Here is a 20,053-nt window from a genome sequence, read left to right as displayed (position 1 = left end):
GTCCTTTCCGCAGCACTGCGAAATCTGGTGGCAACTACGATTGCACAGTCGCAGCGGCACCACGCCGATATCGGTCAGCCGTTCACGCCGAGCGTTCGCCGAGCCCCAGCCGCAGGTCCGTGTAGATCTTTCGCAGCTGCGGAATGCCCAACCCTGCGAGCGACGAAACGTGCTGTCGGCCAGGGGTGGCGGGCACGTCGACCTCGTTGGGCACCACGAGCACCGGGCATCCGGCGTCCTCGGCGGCGGCGGTGCCGGTGACCGAGTCCTCGATTGCCAGACATTCGCCCGCGGCGAACCCGAGCAGTTCGGCCGCACGCAGGTAGATGTCCGGCGCGGGTTTGCCCTGAGGAACCTCGTCACCGCACACCGTGGCTGAAAAGTAATGCCTGCCAATGCTGTTCAGTGCGTTCTCGGTCAGGTCCCGACGCGTGTTGGTCACCAACGCCATCGGCACGTCAGCGGCCCGCAATGCGTCGAGCAGTTCCCGGGCGCCCGGACACCACGGCAGACCGGTCGAAAACAATTCTCCGACGTACTCGTGCATCCAGTCGGCGACCTCGGCCATGTGCCCCGGGTGCGGATCGAGCCCGAGGTCGGCGAACACGATCCGGATCACCCCGTCGGCCGAGCCGCCCACCGTCGCATCGCGCACCTCCGGTGACAACACCCGGCCGTGGCGGGTGTACAGCTCGTTGATCGCGACGTCCCAGAGCTTTTCGGAGTCGACGAGAGTGCCGTCCATGTCCCATAACACCGCTCGCACGTCCACGATTGTGCCATGTACCAGGCCATGACTTCGAATCCGGCGAGTTTGCTGCGACGGATCACTAGGGTGGCGTCATGCAACTCGGCATGGTTGGTCTGGGACGAATGGGCGCGAACCTGGTTCGCCGATTGATGCGGGGCGGACACACGTGCGTCGTCTATGACGTGAACCCCGCCGCGGTCGGCGAACTGGAAGGCGAAGGCGCCACCGGAGCAGCCAGCCTCGCGGATTTCGTCGCACAACTCGACGGCCCGCGCGCGATCTGGCTGATGCTGCCCGCCGCGATCGTCGAGGAGACCCTCGACACTCTGGTTCCGCTGCTCTCGTCCGGAGACACCGTGATCGACGGGGGCAACTCGTACTACCGCGATGACATCACCCGGGCGCAGAAGCTCGCCCGAAGTGGCCTGCATTACGTCGATTGCGGCACCAGCGGCGGTGTGTGGGGGTTGGACCGTGGCTATTGCCTGATGATCGGCGGCGAGACCGACGTGGTCGACCGCCTCGATCCGATCTTCAAGACCATCGCACCGGGTATCGGCACCGCGGAGCCCACTCCGAGCCGCCCGGCCGACGCCACCGGAACCGCCCCCGAGGGCTACCTGCATTGCGGTCCCAATGGCGCCGGGCACTTCGTGAAGATGGTTCACAACGGCGTCGAGTACGGGATGATGGCCGCGATCGCCGAGGGGCTGAGCATCATCAAGCACGCCAACGCCGGGCAGGTCGATCGAGTGGTCGATGCCGAGACCACTCCCCTGCGCGACCCGTGGGCCTATCAGTACGACATCAACGTCGGCGAGGTCGCCGAAGTCTGGCGCCGCGGATCGGTCGTCGGGTCCTGGCTGGTGGACCTGATCGCGGACGCGTTCGCCGCCTCGCCCGACCTCGCCCAGTTCTCCGGGCGGGTATCTGATTCCGGCGAAGGACGGTGGACGGTGCTCGCCGCGGTGGACGAAGGCGTCCCCGCCCCGGTGATCACCACCGCTCTCTATGAACGCTTGCAATCCCGCCAGCTCGGCGAGTTCACCGACCAGATCTGCTCGGCAATGCGCAGCGAGTTCGGCGGCCACGCGGAGAAGAAGTGATGGTCGCTCAAAATGCTTCTACCGCAGACGTTTTAGTGATCTTCGGCATCACAGGCGATTTGGCCAGAAAGATGACGTTCCGGTCGTTGTACCGCTTGGAGCGGCGCGGCCTGCTCGAGTGCCCGATCGTCGGAGTGGCACTTGACGACTGGTCCGCCGAGACCCTGGCCGAACACGCGCGAGCCGCGATCGAAGCGACCGGCGAGCCGGTGGACGACGAGGTGTTCGCCCGATTCGCGGCGCGATTGTCAATGGTTTCCGGCGATTTCGCCGACGCCGCGACATACACCAAGGTGGCCGCCGCCATCAAGGGCCGCACCGATCCGGTGTTCTACCTGGAGATCCCTCCGTCGCTGTTCGGCCGGGTGGTGGACGGCCTCGCCGGCGCCGGCCTCACCGACAACGCGCGGGTGGTGGTGGAAAAGCCGTTCGGACATGATCTTTCATCGGCGAAGGCCCTCAACGATCAGTTGAGCGCCCACCTGCAGGAGTGGCAGATCTACCGCATCGACCACTTCCTCGGCAAGGAACCGGCGATGGACATCCGCTACATCCGGTTCTCCAACTCCATCATCGAGCCGCTGTGGAACCGCGACCGGATCGAGGCAGTGCAGATCACGATGGCCGAGAACTTCGGCGTGGAGGATCGCGGCCACTTCTACGACCCGGTCGGGGCATTGCGCGATGTCGTCCAAAATCACTTGCTGCAGCTGATCGGACTGATCGCCGCCGAACCGTCGAGCGGCGGCCCGGACGGGTTCCGGGACAAGCGGGTCGAGCTGTTCAAGTCCATTCGTCCCGCCGACCCCGCGCAGTATGTGCGCGGCCAGTACGCCGGCTATCGGGAGATCGACGGTGTCGCGCCTGACTCGCAGACCGAGACGTTCACGGCGTTGAAGTTGCATATCGACAACTGGCGCTGGTCGGGTGTGCCGTTCTTCATCCGGGCCGGCAAGGCTCTTCCGGTGCGAGCCACCGAGATTCGGGTGATCTTCAAGCGACCGCCACCACTGCCGTTCCTGCCGAAGACCGAACAGAACGAGTTCATCTTCCGGATCGATCCCAGTCCCGGCGTGGATTTCATACTGCAAGCCAAAGAATCCGGTGCCGACACCACCCGCGCCGTCAACCTCGGTCTGGTGTTCGCCGACGAGATGGCCGCCGCCCCCGAACCGTACGAGCGACTGCTGGGAGACGCCATGCACGGCGACTCGAGCCAGTTCATCCGGGAAGACGGTGTGGAGGAGACCTGGCGGATCGTCGAGCCGCTGCTGGAGTCGCCGCCGCCGGTCGAGGTGTACCAACCGGGTTCGTGGGGACCGCCGGGAGCCAACGCACTGGTCGCCGGATATCCGGCCTGGCGTCAGCCCTGGCTGCCCGCGCACCAGTGAGCACCGCCGAGCAGAACCGCCTCGCCGAGGCAGAGGCCGGGGTCGCGCCCTGGCGCCGCTGGGGAACGTACCTGAGCGAACGCGCCTGGGGCAGCGTGCGGGAGGACTACAGCGCCGATGGCGATGCCTGGGCCTACTTTCCGTTCGACCACGCCCGCAGCCGGGCGTACCGCTGGAGCGACGACGGTCTGGCCGGCTGGTGCGACGACGAGCAGACCATCTGTCTGGGCGTCGCACTGTGGAACGGTCACGACCGCATCATCAAAGAACGGCCCTACGGGGTGGCCAACGAGGAGGGCAACCACGGAGAGGACGTCAAGGACTACTGGTTCTACACCGACAACCTGCCGACCCACGCCTACGCATCCCTGGTCTACAAATATCCGCAGGCCGCGTTCCCGTACGACGACCTGCTGCGCACGAATCAGCAGCGCGGACCCGACGACGACGAGTACGAACTGTTCGAGGCCTTGCGCGAACAATGGCTGCAGCAGCGCTATTTCGACGTCGAGGTGGCCTACGCCAAGGATGGGCCGGAGGACGTCTTCTGCCGTATCACGGTGACCAACCGCGGGCCGGAGGCAGCGCCGATCCACGTGCTGCCGCAGCTGTGGTACCGCAACACCTGGTCTTGGGATCCGGACCAGGACCGGCCGCGGATCGCCGCATGTGGCGACGGCACGGCGAGCACCTCGCACCCCAAGCTCGGGCGGCGGTGGTACACGGTCACCAGTTCATGCGGGGATACTCCGCGACTGGTGTTCTGCGAGAACGAGACCAACAACCGCCTGTTGTTCTCCTCGGCGAACGCATCGGCCACCACCAAAGACGGTATCAACGACTACCTGGTCGACGGCATCGCCGACGCTGTCGACGCGGCGGAAGGCAGCAAGGTCGCCGCGATTGTCTCCACCACCTTGCAACCCGGCGAAATATGCGCCGTCACAGTCCGTTTCGCGACCACAGATACCGTCTACCCGACCGAGTACGCCGATGCCGTGCTGGCAGACCGCAGGCACGAGGCGGACGAGTTCTATCACGCGGTCGCGGCACCGGACCTGAGCAGCGACGAACGGCTGGTCCAGCGGCAGGCCTTCGCCGGGCTGCTGTGGTGCAAGCAGTTCTACAATTACGCGGTGCGGCGCTGGCTGAAGGGCGATCCGGACCAACCGCCACCGCCACGAGAACGCTGGAGCGCACGCAACCACGACTGGCAGCATTTCGCGGTCACTAATGTCATCCTGATGCCCGACGCGTGGGAGTACCCGTGGTTTGCCGCCTGGGACTTGGCTTTTCACTGCGTCGCCATGGCGCTCATCGATCCCGAGTTCGCCAAGACGCAGGTACTCATCCTGCACGGGTCCACCGCGCAACATCCGCACGGCCAGATCCCGGCCTACGAATGGAAGTTCGGCGACACCAATCCGCCTGTGCATGCCTGGGCGGCGTGGCAGGTCTACCAACTCGATCAGCTTCGCAACGGCGTCGGGGATTTCGATTTCCTGGCCACCGCATACCGGTCCGCCACCCTCAACGCGATGTGGTGGCTCAACCAGAAAGACGAGACGAACCGCGGTGTGTTCGGCGGCGGGTTCCTCGGCATGGACAACATCGGGGTGTTCGACCGCGACGAGCCGCTGCCCACCGGCGGGGAGCTCGCCCAGGTCGACGGCACCGCGTGGATGGCGGCGCTGATCTTCCATCTGTTGGAGATGGCGATCGAACTGTCGCAGACGGATCCGAGTTACACCGACATGTTCAGCCGGTGGGTGTGGGACGCCTGGCTGGTGGCCAACTCACTGGAGAAGGGCACCTACCGGGTCAGCTTCTGGAACGACGACACAAACTTCTATCACGATGTCATCGAAATGCCGGACGGGACAAGCAGATCGCTGGAGGTGTTCTCGATCCAGGCGATCGTTCCGCTCTTCGCGGCAATCGCCATCCCGACCAGCGCGACGGAGGTCACCTCGATCCTCACGCACTGCCTCGGGGCGCTGGCCAAGACCTACGAGCACACCGACGACGACGTCAAGCTGGTGATGAGCGGCGGCGACGGCAGTCATCTGATGATCGGCGTCATCCACAAGGACCGGCTCACGCATATCCTGCGACGGCTCCTGGACCCGGAGCAGTTCCTGTCCCCCAACGGAATCCGGTCTCTGTCGCGGTACCACCGCGACCACCCGTACACCTACCACGTCGACGGTGCCGACTACGTGGTCGACTATCAGCCTGCCGAATCGCGCAGCCGCATGTTCTGCGGAAACTCCAACTGGCGCGGTCCGGTCTGGCTGCCCACCAATTTCCTCGTCGTCCAGGCGCTCAACTCCTACGCCCGGTTCCTCGGCGACACCTACCGAGTTCCCGACCCCGCGGGGTCGGCCGACGAGGTGACCCTGCACGTGGTGGCCGACCGGCTTGCTCGCCAGCTGACCGGCCTTCTGGTCCGCGGCGAGGACGGCCGGCGAGCGGTGTTCGGGGACAACGAGTATTTCCAGACCGACCCGCACTGGCGCGACCTGGTCCCGTTCCACGAGTACTTCGACGGCGACACCGGCCGTGGCCTGGGTGCCAGCCACCAGACCGGATGGACCGCGACCGTCGCTGTGCTGCTTGCGTTCCGGGGCAGCCTGTATTTCCGGGCTCAGTCCTCCGGGTTGTAGCCGAGGTTCGGCGCCAGCCAGCGTTCGGCCTCGGCCAGGGTCCAGCCCTTGCGCTTGGCGTAGTCGGCGACTTGATCCTGAGCCAGCCTGCCGACCACGAAGTACTGCGATTGCGGGTGCGAGAAATACCAGCCGCTGACCGCGGCACCGGGCCACATCGCCATCGACTCGGTCAGCTCGATGCCGGTGCGCTCCTTGACGTCCATCAACTCCCAGAGCGTCACCTTCTCGGTGTGCTCGGGGCAGGCGGGATAGCCGGGCGCGGGACGGATTCCGACGTACTTCTCGCCGATCAGTGCGTCGTTGTCGAGCTGCTCGTCCGGCTGGTAACCCCAGAACTCCTTGCGGACCCGCTGATGCATGCGTTCGGCGAACGCCTCCGCCAGGCGGTCGGCGATCGACTCGAGCAGGATCGCGCTGTAGTCGTCGAGAGCAGCCTTGAACTCCGCGATCTTCTCACCGCCGCCGAGTCCTGACGTGACGGCGAAGGCTCCGACGTAGTCGGCCAGCCCCGTGTCCTTCGGCGCGATGAAATCGCCGAGGCTCCGGTTCGGGATGCCGTCGCGGTGCTCGCCCTGCTGGCGCAGGTTGTGCAGGGTGGTCAGCACCTCGCTGCGGGTCTCGTCGGTGTAGACCTCGATGTCGTCACCGACCGCGTTCGCGGGGAAGAAGCCGATCACGCCGTTGGCGGTCAGCCATTTCTCCTTGATCGCGGTGTCGAGCATCTCACTCGCGTCGTCGTACAGCTTGCGAGCGGCCTCACCCGAAGCCGGGTTATTCAAGATGTCGGGGAATCGGCCCTTCATCTCCCAGGCGTTGAAAAACGGCTGCCAGTCGATGAACTCGCGCAGCTCGGCGAGGTCGTAGTCGAGAAACTCGCGCACGCCCAGGCCCTGGGCGGGCACCGGCGGGGTGTAGCCGTCCCACTCGATCGGCGTCCGGTTGGCGCGGGCCTTCTCCAGGGTGAGCATCGGCCGCTCGTTCTTCTGCGCGTGCCGTTCCCGAAGCGATGCGTAGTCCTTCTCGGTGGCCTCCAGCAGAGCCGGCCGCTGCTTGTCGTCGAGCAGCGCGGCGGCCACGGGCACCGAGCGGGATGCGTCCTTGACCCACACCACCGGGCCGCTGCGGCGCGGCGAGATCTTCACGGCGGTATGGGCGCGCGAGGTCGTCGCACCACCGATCAACAGCGGGATCTGCAAGCCCTGGCGTTCCATCTCGACGGCGAAGTTGGCCATCTCGTCCAGCGACGGGGTTATCAGCCCGGACAGCCCGATGATGTCGGCGTCGTGCTCCTTGGCCGCATCGAGGATCTTCTGTGCGGGCACCATCACACCGAGGTCGATCACCTCGAAGTTGTTGCACTGCAGCACGACCCCGACGATGTTCTTGCCGATGTCGTGGACGTCGCCTTTCACGGTCGCCATCACGATCGTGCCGTTTGTGTCCTTTCCGGCCGCGGCGCCCGAGCTGACCTTCTCCTCCTCGATGAACGGCAGCAGGTATGCCACCGCCTTTTTCATCACCCGCGCTGATTTCACCACCTGCGGCAGGAACATCTTGCCGGAGCCGAACAGGCCGCCGACGACGTTCATGCCGTCCATCAGCGGCCCCTCGATCACCTCGATCGGACGACCGCCTGCCGCGGCGATCTCGGCCCGCAACTCCTCGGTGTCGTCGTCGACATGCGCGTCGATGCCCTTCACCAGAGCGTGCGTGATCCGTTCGCGGACCGGCAGCGACCGCCATTCGGCAGCCGCCGGATCTTCACCCTTCTCCGATCTGTTGAACCGCTCGGCGATCTCGAGGAGACGTTCGGCGGCATCTTCGCGGCGGTTCAACACGACGTCCTCGATGCGGTCCCGCAGCTCGGGGTCGATCGAGTCGTACGGCACCAGTGCGCCGGCATTGACGATGCCCATGTCCAGGCCGGCCTTGATGGCGTGGAACAGGAACACCGAATGGATCGCCTCGCGGACCGGGTTGTTGCCCCGGAACGAGAACGACACGTTCGAGATGCCGCCGGAGATGTGCACTCCCGGCAGGTTCTCCTTGATCCAGGCGCAGGCCTCGATGAAGTCGATCCCGTAGGACGCGTGCTCCTCGATGCCGGTCGCCAGGGCGAAGCAGTTCGGGTCGAAGATGATGTCCTCGGCCGGGAAGCCGACCTCGTCGGTCAAGACCCGGTAGGCGCGCCCGCAGATCTCCTTGCGGCGTTCCAGGTTGTCGGCCTGCCCTTGCTCGTCGAAGGCCATCACCACGACGGCGGCACCGTACTTGCCGCACAGCCGGGCTTCGCGGACGAACTTCTCCTCGCCCTCCTTCATCGAGATCGAGTTGACGATCGGCTTGCCCTGGACGTTCTTCAGGCCGGCCTCGATGACCTCCCATTTGGAGGAGTCGATCATCACCGGGACGCGGCTGATGTCGGGCTCGGCGGCGATCAGCTTGGTGAACCGGTCCATCGCGGCGACGCCGTCGATCATGCCTTCGTCCATGTTGATGTCGATGACCTGCGCACCGACCTCGACCTGCTGCAGCGCCACCGACAACGCGGTGTCATAGTCCTCGGCCTTGATCAGGTTGCGGAACCGGGCGGAACCGGTGATGTTGGTGCGCTCACCGATGTTGACGAAGAGCGACTCGTCGGTGATGTTGAGCGGTTCCAGACCGGCCAGCCGAGTGGCGACCTCGATCTGCGGCACCTCGCGGGGCGTCTTGCCCTCGACGACCTTCGCGATCTCGGCGATGTGCGCCGGTGTCGTTCCGCAGCAGCCACCGACCATGTTGACCAGACCGGCGTCGGCGAATTCCTCGACGTATCCGGCCTGACGCTTCGGGGACTCGTCGTACTCGCCGAAGGCGTTGGGCAGACCGGCATTCGGATAGCAGGAGACGAAGGTGTCCGCGATACGCGAGATCTCGGCCAGGTACGGCCGCATCTCGGGTGCACCCAGGGCGCAGTTCAGACCCACCGCGAGTGGCTTGGCGTGCCGGATCGAGTTCCAGAACGCCTCGGTGACCTGACCGGACAACGTCCGCCCGGACGCGTCGGTGATCGTGCCCGAGATGATCACCGGCCAGCGGCGACCACGCTCCTCGAACAGTGTCTCGATGGCGAAGATCGCGGCCTTGGCGTTCAGGGTGTCGAAGATCGTCTCGACGATGAGAAGGTCGGCACCACCGTCGACCAGCCCCTTGGCCGCGTCGAGGTAGGCGGCCACCAGCTGGTCGTAGGAGACGTTGCGCGCGCCGGGGTCGTTGACGTCCGGGGAGATCGACGCGGTCCGGGTCGTCGGTCCCAGCGCGCCCGCGACATAGCGCGGTTTGTCGGGAGTGCTGAACTCGTCGCAGGCCGTGCGGGCCAGGGCCGCGCCTGCGTAGTTGAGCTCGTAGCTGAACTCCTGCATTCCGTAATCGGAGAGCGAGACCGCGTTCGCGTTGAACGTGTTGGTCTCCAGGATGTCGGCGCCCGCGTCGAGGTATTCGCGGTGGATGCCGGAGATGATGTGCGGCTGGGTCAGCGTGAGCAGGTCGTTGTTGCCGACCAGGTCGCTCGGCCAGTCGGAGAACCGTTCGCCGCGATACCCGGCCTCGTCCGGCCGGTCGCGCTGAATCGCCGTGCCCATCGCACCGTCGATCACCAGGATCCGCTCGCGCATGGCAGCTGCCAACGCATCAGTGCAGTCCGGGCGGATGTTCGGCGTGAAGCCGTTCGACTCAGGGGTGCTCACAAACGTTCCTTCCATGACGGAAGGCGTCCTTAACTCTGCCGAGCGTGGCGGATACCGGCAGCCGGCCGGACCCGTTGCAACGCCTCTCGACGGTGAAAAGTCTACGTCGTCGCGCAATCGACTTCTGGGCGCCTAACCCGTCGGGTTAACCAGATTGCAGCCGAACGTATTTCGCGCCGAGGACGCCCGGGCTCGCAACCACGTGCCGATGACGCGTCTACTAGCACACGCCACGACACCAGGGTAGTCGGTCCGAGAAGGCTCATCGAAGCCGAGCAACCCTTAGGCTGAAGTTGTGACCCCGTCGAATTTCAGCGGCGCGAAAGGCCCGGATCTGCCCGAATTGCAGAACACGATCATTGTCGCGGCTTTCGAAGGCTGGAACGACGCAGGCGACGCGGCCAGCGACGCGCTCGAGCACCTGGACGCCATCTGGGAGGCCGACACGATCGTCGAGATCGACGACGAGGCGTATTACGACTACCAGGTGAATCGTCCGGTGATCCGGCAGGTGGACGGTGTGACCCGCGAACTGGTGTGGCCGTCGATGCAGATCTCGCACTGCCGGCCGCCCGGATCGGACCGCGACATCGTGCTGATGCACGGGGTCGAACCCAACATGCGGTGGCGCACGTTCTGCGCCGAGCTGCTCGCGATTGCCGACAAGCTGAACGTGGACACCGTGGTGATCCTGGGTGCGCTGCTGGCCGACACCCCGCACACCCGGCCCGTCCCGGTGTCCGGAGCGGCCTACTCCCCCGAATCCGCGAAGTTCTTCGGCCTCGAGGAAACCCGCTACGAAGGCCCCACCGGGATTGCCGGGGTGTTCCAGGACGCCTGCGTGGCGGCCGGCATCCCGGCGGTGACGTTCTGGGCGGCGGTGCCGCATTACGTGTCGCAACCGCCCAACCCGAAGGCCACCGTCGCGCTGCTGCGTCGCGTCGAGGATGTGCTCGACATCGAGGTGCCGCTGGGCGACCTGCCCGCGCAGGCCGAGGAGTGGGAGCAGGCCGTCACCGAGATGACAGCCGAGGACGAGGAGATCGCGGAGTACGTGGCCTCCTTGGAACAGCGCGGCGACGCCGAGGTCGACGTCAACGAGGCGCTGTCCAAGGTCGACGGCGACGCGCTGGCCGCCGAGTTCGAGCGATACCTGCGCCGGCGGGGTCCGGGCTTCCGCGGCTAGCTCATGGGTCGTCCTCGTCACCCAGTAGTCGTTCCGGGTGGTGGTAGTCGTTGGTGCCGCCGATGAGGGGTACGCCGGGCGGTGGGTGCCATGCGGTCTGACCGTTCGAAAGTTGGCCAGTGGTCCAGCCTTCGTTCTCCACCAAGAGGTTGTCGCACCTACAGGCCAGGGTGAGGTCGTCGATGTCGGTTGTGCCGCCGTGTTTCCAATCCTTGGCGGCGTGATGGACTTGGCTGTTGTAACCGGGCACCGTGCAGCCGGGCGCAGTGCAGCCGCGGTATTTGGCCAGCAACATGATGCGCTGATCCGCGGAGGCCAGTCTTTTGCTGCGGCCCAGCCAAAGTGATTGGCCGGTCACTCCGTCGAACACCGCCAGGTAGTGGTTGGCGGGGGTCGCCATCCGGATCAGATCGGTCATCGGCAGCAGAATCCCGCCCGCGGTGACCGCGTGACCGGCACCGGCCTGCAAGTCCTGCAGGGTCGTGGTCACGATCATGGTCACGGGAAGTCCGTTGTGCTGTCCGAGTTTCGGATCCCCCAGCCGGTCGCGGACCAATCTGCTCAGTGCGTCGTGTTGCCGCTGGCCGTGGCTACGCAGATCGTCGGACTCGGGCGCGGCGAATTTGGCGAACCACGCCTCCAGCATCGACCGCAGCTGCGGATCGGCCACCAGCTTGCCCACGCTCATCCCGTCGCCGCGTTGGCCGCCGCACCACAGGAACCCGCGCTTGCGCGCCCGGTCCTCCTCGGAGTACTTCCCATCGGGGTTGAGGTGGACGGCCAGCCGGTCGGCGATCTTCTCCAGCTGATCAGGCCGCATGGTCTGGGCATGCTCGGCCAGGGTGCGTTCGGCCTTCTCGATCTCGACCGGCCCGACGTGATCGGGCAGGTCACGGAAGAACTTCTGGATGACCCGCACGTGCTCGCCGTCGAGAAGCCCGGCATCCCAGGCTTTACCCGTCGCGGGCAACAGCGGCGGCAACTGCTCACCGGTCAACGTGGTCCGCGGCGCCAACTGCTCGGCATCCCGCATCCGGCGCTTGGCGGCGGCACGGCTAATCCGCAACGCGTCAGCCAACACGATTGGGATCGGCGGGCAGCCCTCATAGCGCTCCACACGCGTCAGCTGCTCGTGGGATATCGCGACCTGACGGCGCACGGCGTGCTCCAACCGTTCCAGAGCCACGAATCGCTCGGGCGGGGGCAACTCCTCGATGTCTGCGGCACCCACACGCTCGATCGCCGCATCGAGCGCGTCCAGCGCCGCGACAATCGAACCCATGTTCGAATACTATGACCAGGCACTGACATGTTGAGCCCACTCGGGGGTGGTCCTGCCGACCAGTTGGTAGGGCTGCGCTACCGTGCAATGGATCGAGCAATAGATACTGCCGAGTAACAAGAATCGAGGTTGCGCTCGTGAAGCTGGCACTCAGTGACGAGGACGCAAAGTTCCGCGACGAACTCCGCGAGTTCTTCACCACCCAGGTCCCCGCCGACATCCGCGAACGGGCCCGGACGGACAGCCTGAACTTCCCTGACGACGCGATCACGACGCAGCGGATCCTCAACGAGGCCGGCTTGGGTGTGCCCAACTGGCCGGTGGAGTGGGGCGGCAAGGACTGGACCCCGCTGCAGCGCCAGATCTGGGCCGACGAGATGCGCATGGCGTGCGTCCCCGAGCCGCTGGCCTTCAACGCCAGCATGGTCGGGCCGGTGATCGCGCACTTCGGTTCGCAGGAGATCAAGGAACGCTTCCTGCCGCCGACGGCGAACCTCGACATCTGGTGGTGCCAGGGCTTTTCCGAGCCGGAGGCCGGCTCCGACCTGGCCGGGCTGCGGACCGTCGCGGTCCGCGACGGCGACGACTACGTCATCAACGGCCAGAAGACCTGGACGACGCTCGGCCAGTACGCCGACTGGATCTTCGTGCTGGCCCGCACCAACCCGGACGCCCCGAAGAAGCAGGCAGGCATCTCCTTCATCCTCGTCGAGATGAACACCCCCGGCATCACGCTGCGGCCGATCAAGCTGATCGACGGCAGCTACGAGGTCAACGAGGTGTTCTTCGAAGACGTCCGGGTGCCCGCCAATCAGCTTGTCGGCGAGGAGAACCAGGGCTGGAGCTACGCCAAGTTCCTGCTGTCCAACGAGCGCACCGGCATCGCCCGGATCGGCACCACCAAGCTGTGGCTCGCCGACGTCAAGGAGAACGCCGCGCAGACGAAGGTCGGCGCGGGCAGCCTGCTCGATGATCCGCTGTTCGCCGCCAAGGTCGCCGAGGTCGAGAACGAGCTGCTGGCACTGGAACTCACGCAGCTGCGGGTCAGCGGCGACGAGGGTACCGGCAAGCCGAACCCGGCCTCGTCGATCCTGAAGCTGCGCGGCAGCCAGTTGCAGCAGGCCGTCACCGAGCTGGCCGTGGAGGTCGCCGGACCGGATGCGCTGCCGTTCGACGGCGGCGCAGACATCGAATCTCCGCTCTGGGCGCAGCATGCCGCGCCGAAGTATCTGAACTACCGCAAGACCTCGATCTACGGCGGAAGCAACGAGGTCCAGCGCACCATCATCTCCTCGACGATCCTGGGACTGTGAGGGCCGGCCAGCCATGAACTTTGATTTGACCGACGAACAAGAACTGCTGCGCGACACCGCTCGCGAGGTGTTCTCCCGCACTTATGACATCGAGACCCGCAACAAGACCGTCGACTCCGAGCTCGGGTGGAGCCGCGACGTGTGGCGCCAGCTGGCCGAGATCGGCATCCTCGGACTGGGTTTCGAGCCGGAGGAATCCGGCCAGATCGAGATCATCGTCGTGATGACCGAGCTCGGCCGCCGCCTGGCACCCGAGCCGGTCGCCGCGGCCGCGCTGATCCCGGGTGGCCTCATCGCCGAACTCGGCAGCGACTCTCAGCGCGCTCAACTCGACGACGTCGCCGCCGGTAAGCGACTGCTGGCGTTGGCGCACACCGAGAAGGGACTGCGCGGGCTCGACGAGTTGTCGACGCGCGCAACCAAAACCGGAGACTCCTGGACGATCACCGGCCGCAAGAACCCGGTGCTCGCCGGTGACAGCGCCGACGTGCTGGTCGTCACCGCGACCTTGCCCGACGGTGGCATCGGCGCGTTCCTCGTCGACGCCGCGGCGACCACCCGCCGCGGCTACCGGACCTTCGACGGGCAGCGTGGCGCCGAGATCGACTTCACCGACGCCCCGGCGCAGCCCCTCGGCGACGGCGGCGACGCCAGTGAACGCATCCATGCAACACTGATCCGCTACTCCTCGGCCCTGTGCGCCGAAGCTGTCGGCGCCATGGATGAATCGCTGCGGCTGACCACGGACTACCTCAACGCCCGCAAGCAGTTCGGCGTGCCGCTCAAGACGTTCCAGACGCTCACCCAGCGCGCTGCCGACATGTACGTCTCGCTCGAGCTGGCCCGCAGCATGAACTACTACGCCGCGATGTGCATCAGCGACGGCCGGCTGGATCCGGTGGTCGCGGCCCGGGCCAAGCTCCAGATCGGGCGGTCGGGTAAGCACATCGCCCAGGAGTCGATTCAGATGCACGGCGGTATCGGCGTGACCGCCGAATATCCGGTGGCCCACTACGCCGCCCGGCTCACCGCGATCGATCAGACCCTCGGGTCGGCCACCGATCAGCTGCGCTTCCTGTCCTCGCAGGTGGGCAACTACGGCGCCGTCGCGCTGTAGGCCCCCTAGAGCGGCACACCCAGCAGGGCGTCGACCGCGGCCGCCACCGCGGCGGGCGCGGTGGCGTCGTGGCCGCCGTATTCCAGCGCGTCGGTGACCCAACCATCAACGGCGGCAAGGGCTTTGGGTGTGTCCAGGTCGTCGGCAAGATACTGTCGCAGCCGCCCGATGACGTCCGCGGCGTCGGGACCGGCAGGCAGTGCCGCGGCGGTCCGCCACCGGTGCAGACGGGTGTTGGCATCGTCGAGCACCGCATCGCTCCACGACCGGTCGCTGCGGTAGTGCCCCGCCAGCAGGCCCAACCGGATGGCCGCCGGGTCCACGCCCTGCTCACGCAACCGGGACACCAGGACGAGATTGCCGCGGCTCTTGGACATCTTGTGCCCGTCCCAGCCGATCATCCCCGAGTGCACGTAGTGCCGCGCGAACCGGCGCTGGCCGACCACACATTCACCGTGCGCGGCGGAGAACTCGTGGTGCGGGAAGATCAGGTCGCTGCCGCCACCCTGCACGTCGAAACCAAAACCGATGCGGCTCAGCGCAATCGCCGAACACTCCACATGCCATCCCGGCCGGCCGGGACCGAACGGCGCGGACCAACTCGGCTCGTCCGGGCGGGCGGCGCGCCAGAGCAGCGCGTCCAGCGGGTCGGCCTTACCCGCCCGATCCGGGTCGCCACCGCGTTCGGCGAACAGCCGCATCATCGTGTCGCGGTCATAGCCCGACTCGTAACCGAATTGGGTGGTGGCGTCGGCGCGGTAATAGATGTCCGGGAACTCGTCGTCGTCGACCACATAGGCCGCCCCGGACGCCAGCATCTTCTCCACCGACTCGACCACTTCACCAATCGCGTCGGTGGCGGCAACATAGTCGCGCGGCGGGAGTACCCGCAGCGCGGCCATGTCCTCGCGGAACAACTGAATCTCGCGTGCGCCAAGCTCGCGCCAGTCCACGCCGTCGCGATTGGCCCGCTCGAACAGCGGGTCGTCGACGTCGGTGATGTTCTGCACGTAATGGACCTGATGACCGCTGTCCAGCCAGACCCGGTACACCAGATCGAACGTCAGGTACGTGGCGGCATGACCCAGGTGCGTCGCGTCGTAGGGCGTGATCCCGCAGACGTACATCGTCGCGGTCTCCCCCGGCGAGGTCGGACGGACCTGGCCGTCGGCGGTGTCGTACAGCCGCAGGGCCGGCCCGCGGCCGGGCAGCTGAGGGATGTCGACGGCCGACCAGGACTGCATGGCCTCGACTCTAGGGGGTTCGCTGTTCACGGCGCTCTCAGGTGGTGTGGTGACCGGCTGTCTCGCGTTAGAGAGACAACACGGCGGCATGTTTGATTCCCTAACTGGCCAGCCACATGGCATCGAGCAGGAGGTCAGCGACCTCGGCCCGGCACATCAGCAGATCGGGCAGATACGGGTCCGGCCGGTTGTAGCGCAGCGGCGACCCGTCGATCCGGGTGGCGTGCAGGCCCGCGGCCTGCAGCACCCCGGCAGGCGCTGCCGAGTCCCACTCCCACTGACCACCGGCGTGGATGTAGGCGTCCGCGTCGCCGCGGACCACGGCCATGGCTTTGGCGCCGGCCGATCCGATCCGCAGAAATTCGATGTCGAGGCGGTCCCGCAGTCGCCACAGCACCGCAGGCGGCCGGTTGGAGCTCGCGGTGATGCGGATCGGGCCGGGTGGCGGCGGCGGCGGAGCGGACACCGTGTCCGAGCGGTGCACCTCGCCCATCGCCGGCAGCGCGACGGCTGCGTCGGTGATCGTGCCGTCCGGTCCCCCGGTCCGCTGCCAGAGCGCGATGTGCACGGCCCAGTCGGTCCGGCGAGGCATGGAGAATTCGCGGGTGCCGTCGAGCGGGTCGATGATCCACACCCGGTCGGCCTGCAGCCGCTTGAGGTCGTCGTAGGCCTCTTCGGAGAGCACAGCGTCACCGGGACGCTCGGCGCGCAACCGACGCAGAATCAGGGCATTGGCGCGCACGTCGCCGGCGTCTCCGAGCGCGGGCGGGAAGTCGAAACCGACCTCGTCACGAACCGACAGCAGCAGCCGGCCCGCCTCCTCGGCGAGGTCGGCGGCCAGCTCCGCGTCGGTCATGCTCATCTGAGTCAGTATCGCCGAATCATGATCAGTCCCGTCGGTCGCCCCGCGGGACCGGTGATCAGAAGGCCGGCCAGGGAATAGGCCGGTGCCGGTCGGGCCCGGGCATGACAGGCTCGGCGACCAGCGTCCGGACCCGCCGCCGCAACGCCGCGACCTCCGCGGGGGTGATGTGTTCGCGCAGCTGGTCGGCGAGCGTGCCGGCCAGCTGCTCGCCGAGGTCGGCGACCGCCCCCAGCGTCTCGTCGTCGATCGGCTTTCCGGCCCAGCCCCAGAGAACGGTCCGCAACTTGTCCTGGACATGCAGCGACACGCCATGGTCGACGCCGTACACCCGGCCGTCGACGCCGGCCAGAATATGGCCACCCTTGCGGTCGGCGTTGTTGACGATCACGTCGAACACCGCCATCCGCCGCAGCCGCACGTCGTCGGCGTGCACCAGCGTGACGTCGTTGCCGGCGTAGTCGTACGCGCGCAGCACCGAAAGGTAGCCCGGCGGAATGGATCCCGGCGGGCAGATGTCGACCAGGTCGGGCCCTTCCGGCTCGGCGTCGTCGCTGTCACCGGGTTGATCAACCCACAGCTGCACCATCCCCGGGCCTGCCGGACCGTCCCGAATGATGGTGTACGGCACGATGTTCCAGCCGAGCGCGGCCGAGACGAGGTACGAGCCCACCTCGCGGCCGGCCAGGGTGCCGTCGGGGAAATCCCACAGCGGCTGCTCACCGGCGACCGGCTTGTAGACGCAGTGCACCGGATGGCCGGGCCCCGCCGGCCCGGTCGCCTCGCACAGGAAGGTGGCGTTACTCGCCGAGCGGATCCGCCCGAGGATGGTCAGCTCACCGCAGCGCAGCGCGTCGCGGGCCGAGGCCTCGTCGGCAGCTGTCACGAGTCGAGATCGTCGTCGGTCTCGCCGAACGCGCCACGCCGATAACCGTTGGTGCGCACACAGATGTGGCCTTCGGGGTCCAGTGGCTCGTCACACAGCGGGCAGGGCGGACGTCCGGCCGAGATGACCCGGGTCGAGCGGGACGCGAATTGACGGGCCGACTCGGGTGTGAGGAAAACCCGCACCGCGTCCGGACCCTCCTCCGCGTCGTCGAGCACCACCGACGCGTCGAATTCGACGTCGCTGACCGCCAGCAGTTCGACCACGACGGTCTGCGCCTCGGAATCCCACCCGAGGCCCATCGTGCCGACCCGGAACTCCGCGTCCACCGGCGTGATCAGGGGGCTCAGATCGTCGACGTCCTTCTCCGGCGGCAGCGGGGTGCCGAACCGGCGGTTGATCTCGACCAGCAGCGCGCCGATGCGTTCGGCCAACACCGCCACCTGTTGTTTCTCCAGGATGACGGAGATGACCCGGGTGTCGTGAACGGCCTGAAGATAGAAGGTGCGGTTTCCGGGCTGCCCAACGGTCCCGGCGACGAAACGGTCGGGTGTACGGAAAACGTGAATTGCGCGGGCCATGTTATGTCCAAAATACCGGCTTGACGCAGCCAGCCGTAATCGGCGGCAGCCGGTTCAGTCGGTGGTTCCACCGACGACGGCGTCGTCGGCGGTTTTGTCGCCCTCGGCCGGCGGCGGCGCGCTGAGCGCCGACGCCAGCTCGGCGCCGGTGTGGTTGACGTGCACGACAAATGGGCGCAACGCCGTGTAGCGGATCACGCTCATCGACGCCGGGTCGGCGGTGATCCGCTGGAAGCTGTCCAAGTGGGCGCCGAGTGCGTCGGCGACGACAGCTTTGATCACATCGCCATGCGTGCAGGCGATCCAGAGCACGTCGTGGCCGTGCTCGTCGGCGAGTCGGCGGTCGTGCTCGCGTACCGCCGTCACCGCGCGGGCCTGAACCTGCGCCAGGCCCTCACCGTCGGGGAAGACGGCCGCGCTGGGCTGTTGTTGAACCACCGCCCACAGCGGCTCCTTCACCAGATCCTTCAGCGCCCGACCGGTCCACTGCCCGTAGTCCACCTCGGCGAGCCGGTCGTCGACCACGGGCTCGAGGTCCAGTTCGGCGGCCAACGGCTCCAAAGTGAGGCGGCAGCGCAGCAGCGGGGACCGAACGAGTGCCTTGATCGGCAGCCCCTTGACCCGGTCGACGAGGGCGCTGGCCTGATCCTGTCCTTTGTCGTCGAGTTCGACGCCCTCGGTCCGCCCGGCCAAGGTGTGCGCCGTGTTGGACGTCGAACGGCCGTGCCGCAGCAGGATGACGGTCAACTGGCCGCCACCACGCCCGACGCCAGCAGCGCCATCACGACCAGTGCCAACACCACGCGGTAGCCCACGAACCAGTACATCGCGTGGTTGGCGACGAAGCGCAGCAGCCAGGCGATCGCCATATAGCCGACGACGAACGTGATGATCACCGACACCAGCAGTTGTGGGCCGGAGGCACTCATGCCCTCGGTGACCGGATGGAATGCGTCTGGAAGCGAGAACAGGCCGGAGGCCAGCACAGCCGGAATGCCAAGCAGGAAGCCGAATCTGGCCGACAGCGGGCGGTCAATGCCGAGGAATAGCCCGGCGCTGATCGTCGAGCCGGACCGGGACACCCCCGGAATGAGGGCCAGACACTGCGCGATGCCGACGATCAGGCCGTCCTTCCAGGTCAGCTGCTCGACGTGGCGGGTCTGCTTTCCGAAGTACTCGGCGGCGGCGATCACGGCCGAGAACAACAGCATCGCGGTGGCGATGACCCAGAGATTGCGGACGTCACCGCGGATCGCTTCCTTGAACGAAAGGCCGACCACCACGATCGGCAGCGTGCCGATGATGACGTACCAGCCCATCCGGTAATCGATGTTGTCCCGGTGCGCTTTGACGAACAGTCCGTTGAACCAGGCCTTCAGAATCCGCCAGATGTCGCGGGCGAAGTAGATGACCACGGCGGCTTCGGTGCCCAGCTGGGACACGGCGGTGAACGATGCGCCGGCGTCGGCGGAGAAAAAGACCCGCGACACGATCGCGAGATGGCTCGACGACGAGATCGGCAGGAACTCGGTCAGACCCTGGACGATCGACAAGACCACGACCTGCAACCACGACATCGACGCGACGTTCACGTCGCCGACCGTACTGGATAGAGCTGGTGATTCAGCGTGAAGGGCGGGCTACCGGGACAGCATGCGCGACCGCGTCCCGCACTGCGGCGGTCAGGCTGCGCTCGTCGTCGACGTCGAAGTCGGTGAGGCTGCGAGCCGCGGTGGCGACCACGTCCTCTTCGAGAGGCACCGGACCGGCCAACCGGGGGTGGTAGACCTCGACGAGGAGTTGCCCGCGATGGACCTGGAACGAGAAGCTGCGACCGTCCCCGAGCTGGCCAAAACCGCTGGCGAACACACCAGTGGAAATGTCCTCGATAGCGAACTCCCGCCCATCGGACTCTCGCGTCACGGCCAGTGTCATGA

Annotated in this window: 16 protein-coding genes; 6 read left to right on the top strand and 10 right to left on the bottom strand. The window is 66.7% G+C overall.

What is annotated here, in order from left to right:
• Positions 1–82: 82 nt before the first annotated feature.
• On the bottom strand, positions 83–766 hold the full coding sequence (locus BST42_RS26220; RefSeq protein ID WP_083122648.1) for an HAD family hydrolase: 684 nt from the start codon (positions 764–766) through the stop codon (positions 83–85).
• 77 nt (positions 767–843) lie between these two features.
• Between BST42_RS26220 and gnd the strand changes: the two genes are divergently transcribed.
• The 3 genes from gnd to BST42_RS26205 are packed head-to-tail and all read left to right on the top strand — an operon-like array spanning position 844 to position 5,914.
• Positions 844–1,857 carry a phosphogluconate dehydrogenase (NAD(+)-dependent, decarboxylating) gene (gene gnd / locus BST42_RS26215; protein ID WP_083122623.1) on the top strand — a complete coding sequence of 338 codons (1,014 nt, stop codon included), beginning with the start codon at positions 844–846 and terminating at the stop codon, positions 1,855–1,857.
• Positions 1,857–3,248 carry a glucose-6-phosphate dehydrogenase gene (zwf, locus tag BST42_RS26210; protein WP_083122622.1) on the top strand — a complete coding sequence of 464 codons (1,392 nt, stop codon included), beginning with the start codon at positions 1,857–1,859 and terminating at the stop codon, positions 3,246–3,248. Before gnd ends, zwf begins: the two co-directional genes overlap by 1 nt.
• Positions 3,245–5,914: an MGH1-like glycoside hydrolase domain-containing protein gene (locus tag BST42_RS26205; protein WP_083122621.1), complete on the top strand. Its 2,670-nt coding sequence runs from the start codon at positions 3,245–3,247 to the stop codon at positions 5,912–5,914. Before zwf ends, BST42_RS26205 begins: the two co-directional genes overlap by 4 nt.
• On the opposite strand, the gene metH is transcribed toward BST42_RS26205, so the two are convergent.
• Positions 5,896–9,660 (bottom strand): methionine synthase, encoded by a 3,765-nt coding sequence (gene metH, locus BST42_RS26200; protein ID WP_083122620.1) that lies wholly within the window; start codon positions 9,658–9,660, stop codon positions 5,896–5,898. The two genes, BST42_RS26205 and metH, sit on opposite strands and share 19 nt — an antisense overlap.
• Positions 9,661–9,940: 280 nt before the next feature.
• On the opposite strand from metH, the gene BST42_RS26195 reads away from it, so the two are divergent.
• Positions 9,941–10,831 carry a PAC2 family protein gene (locus BST42_RS26195; protein ID WP_036344710.1) on the top strand — a complete coding sequence of 297 codons (891 nt, stop codon included), beginning with the start codon at positions 9,941–9,943 and terminating at the stop codon, positions 10,829–10,831.
• Position 10,832: 1 nt separating this feature from the next.
• Here the strand turns inward: BST42_RS26195 and BST42_RS26190 are convergent, their stop codons facing one another.
• Positions 10,833–12,113, bottom strand: a complete 1,281-nt coding sequence (locus tag BST42_RS26190; protein WP_083122619.1) for an HNH endonuclease signature motif containing protein — start codon at positions 12,111–12,113, stop codon at positions 10,833–10,835.
• 137 nt (positions 12,114–12,250) lie between these two features.
• On the opposite strand from BST42_RS26190, the gene BST42_RS26185 reads away from it, so the two are divergent.
• Positions 12,251–13,426, top strand: coding sequence for an acyl-CoA dehydrogenase family protein (locus tag BST42_RS26185; protein WP_083122618.1), 1,176 nt, complete (start codon positions 12,251–12,253; stop codon positions 13,424–13,426).
• Between the two features lie 13 nt (positions 13,427–13,439).
• On the top strand, positions 13,440–14,543 hold the full coding sequence (locus tag BST42_RS26180; RefSeq protein WP_083122617.1) for an acyl-CoA dehydrogenase family protein: 1,104 nt from the start codon (positions 13,440–13,442) through the stop codon (positions 14,541–14,543).
• A 5-nt stretch (positions 14,544–14,548) separates the two neighbouring features.
• Here BST42_RS26180 and mshC read toward each other — a convergent pair whose 3' ends face one another.
• The 7 genes from mshC to BST42_RS26145 form a co-directional block, all read right to left on the bottom strand.
• The gene (gene mshC / locus BST42_RS26175) at positions 14,549–15,787 is read right to left on the bottom strand and encodes a cysteine--1-D-myo-inosityl 2-amino-2-deoxy-alpha-D-glucopyranoside ligase (protein ID WP_083122616.1); all 1,239 of its coding nucleotides are present in this window, start codon (positions 15,785–15,787) and stop codon (positions 14,549–14,551) included.
• A gap of 100 nt (positions 15,788–15,887) precedes the next feature.
• The gene (locus tag BST42_RS26170) at positions 15,888–16,649 is read right to left on the bottom strand and encodes a 3'(2'),5'-bisphosphate nucleotidase CysQ (protein WP_083122615.1); all 762 of its coding nucleotides are present in this window, start codon (positions 16,647–16,649) and stop codon (positions 15,888–15,890) included.
• A 58-nt stretch (positions 16,650–16,707) separates the two neighbouring features.
• Positions 16,708–17,535: an Rv2133c family protein gene (locus tag BST42_RS26165; protein ID WP_083122614.1), complete on the bottom strand. Its 828-nt coding sequence runs from the start codon at positions 17,533–17,535 to the stop codon at positions 16,708–16,710.
• A complete protein-coding gene (locus BST42_RS26160) occupies positions 17,532–18,116 on the bottom strand; it encodes an Rv2134c family protein (RefSeq protein WP_083122613.1) in 585 nt (194 codons plus the stop codon). The genes BST42_RS26165 and BST42_RS26160 overlap by 4 nt, the downstream gene beginning before the upstream one ends.
• Positions 18,117–18,170: 54 nt before the next feature.
• Complete coding sequence (locus tag BST42_RS26155; protein WP_083122612.1) at positions 18,171–18,863, bottom strand: histidine phosphatase family protein; 693 nt, start codon at positions 18,861–18,863, stop codon at positions 18,171–18,173.
• On the bottom strand, positions 18,860–19,693 hold the full coding sequence (locus BST42_RS26150; RefSeq protein ID WP_083122647.1) for an undecaprenyl-diphosphate phosphatase: 834 nt from the start codon (positions 19,691–19,693) through the stop codon (positions 18,860–18,862). Before BST42_RS26150 ends, BST42_RS26155 begins: the two co-directional genes overlap by 4 nt.
• A gap of 46 nt (positions 19,694–19,739) precedes the next feature.
• Positions 19,740–20,051: a hypothetical protein gene (locus tag BST42_RS26145; protein WP_083122646.1), complete on the bottom strand. Its 312-nt coding sequence runs from the start codon at positions 20,049–20,051 to the stop codon at positions 19,740–19,742.
• Positions 20,052–20,053: the final 2 nt, after the last annotated feature.

The organism is Mycolicibacterium rhodesiae (assembly GCF_002086695.1).
Classification (GTDB): domain Bacteria; phylum Actinomycetota; class Actinomycetes; order Mycobacteriales; family Mycobacteriaceae; genus Mycobacterium; species Mycobacterium rhodesiae.
Note: the sequence above shows the minus strand (reverse complement) of the source record. Positions and strands in the feature narration are given on the sequence as shown.

What these genes read in the sequence shown, in the direction of transcription:
- gnd (WP_083122623.1), top strand. Translation starts at nt 844, where the DNA reads ATGCAACTCGGCATGGTTGGTCTGGGACGAATGGGCGCGAACCTGGTT.
- zwf (WP_083122622.1), top strand. Translation starts at nt 1,857, where the DNA reads ATGGTCGCTCAAAATGCTTCTACCGCAGACGTTTTAGTGATCTTCGGC.
- metH (WP_083122620.1), bottom strand. Translation starts at nt 9,660, where the DNA reads ATGGAAGGAACGTTTGTGAGCACCCCTGAGTCGAACGGCTTCACGCCG.
- BST42_RS26190 (WP_083122619.1), bottom strand. Translation starts at nt 12,113, where the DNA reads ATGGGTTCGATTGTCGCGGCGCTGGACGCGCTCGATGCGGCGATCGAG.
- BST42_RS26180 (WP_083122617.1), top strand. Translation starts at nt 13,440, where the DNA reads ATGAACTTTGATTTGACCGACGAACAAGAACTGCTGCGCGACACCGCT.
- mshC (WP_083122616.1), bottom strand. Translation starts at nt 15,787, where the DNA reads ATGCAGTCCTGGTCGGCCGTCGACATCCCTCAGCTGCCCGGCCGCGGG.
- BST42_RS26170 (WP_083122615.1), bottom strand. Translation starts at nt 16,649, where the DNA reads ATGAGCATGACCGACGCGGAGCTGGCCGCCGACCTCGCCGAGGAGGCG.
- BST42_RS26160 (WP_083122613.1), bottom strand. Translation starts at nt 18,116, where the DNA reads ATGGCCCGCGCAATTCACGTTTTCCGTACACCCGACCGTTTCGTCGCC.
- BST42_RS26150 (WP_083122647.1), bottom strand. Translation starts at nt 19,693, where the DNA reads ATGTCGTGGTTGCAGGTCGTGGTCTTGTCGATCGTCCAGGGTCTGACC.
- BST42_RS26145 (WP_083122646.1), bottom strand. Translation starts at nt 20,051, where the DNA reads ATGACACTGGCCGTGACGCGAGAGTCCGATGGGCGGGAGTTCGCTATC.